This is a genomic window from Oleiphilus sp. HI0079 (assembly GCF_001635105.1).
Genome location: NZ_LWFT01000153.1, coordinates 1 through 424, shown reverse-complemented (window position 1 = coordinate 424; position 424 = coordinate 1). Strand labels below are relative to the sequence as shown.

The 424-nt window shown below is 43.6% G+C and carries 1 protein-coding gene; it reads right to left on the bottom strand.

What is annotated here, in order from left to right:
* A partial coding sequence (locus A3750_RS02290; protein WP_197474818.1) for a hypothetical protein occupies nt 1-351 on the bottom strand: 351 nt, incomplete at its 3' end.
* Nucleotides 352-424: the final 73 nt, after the last annotated feature.

Genomic DNA, 424 nt, shown 5'->3' with positions numbered 1-424 from the left:
CTCGGCTTCTTTCTTCTTCTCGGCTTCTTTCTTCTTCTCCGCCTCTTTCTTCTTCTCAGCCTCTTTCTTCTTCTCCGCTTCTTTCTTCTTCTCGGCTTCTTTCTTCTTCTCCGCTTCTTTCTTCTTCTCAGCTTCTTTCTTCTTCTCAGCGCCTTTCTTCTTCTCTTCTTGTTTCTTTTTATCCGCCTTCTTTTCTTCAGGTTTTAGTTGGACAGTAACAGTCTGGTCTTTCGCTGGTTCTTCGGCGAGATCAACTGGGTTATACAACAGATAGGTAGCAACAGAAGTGTGAAGGAGCAAGCTCCCCACAAAGGTAAGAATGTATCTTTTTCGATAGGCTCTTGGCAGCATGTACTTCTAGCGTCGACTAAGTGTTATTCTTTAAATTAGTAATGTTGCAGCGCAGATTGAACCGTTCGCTGCA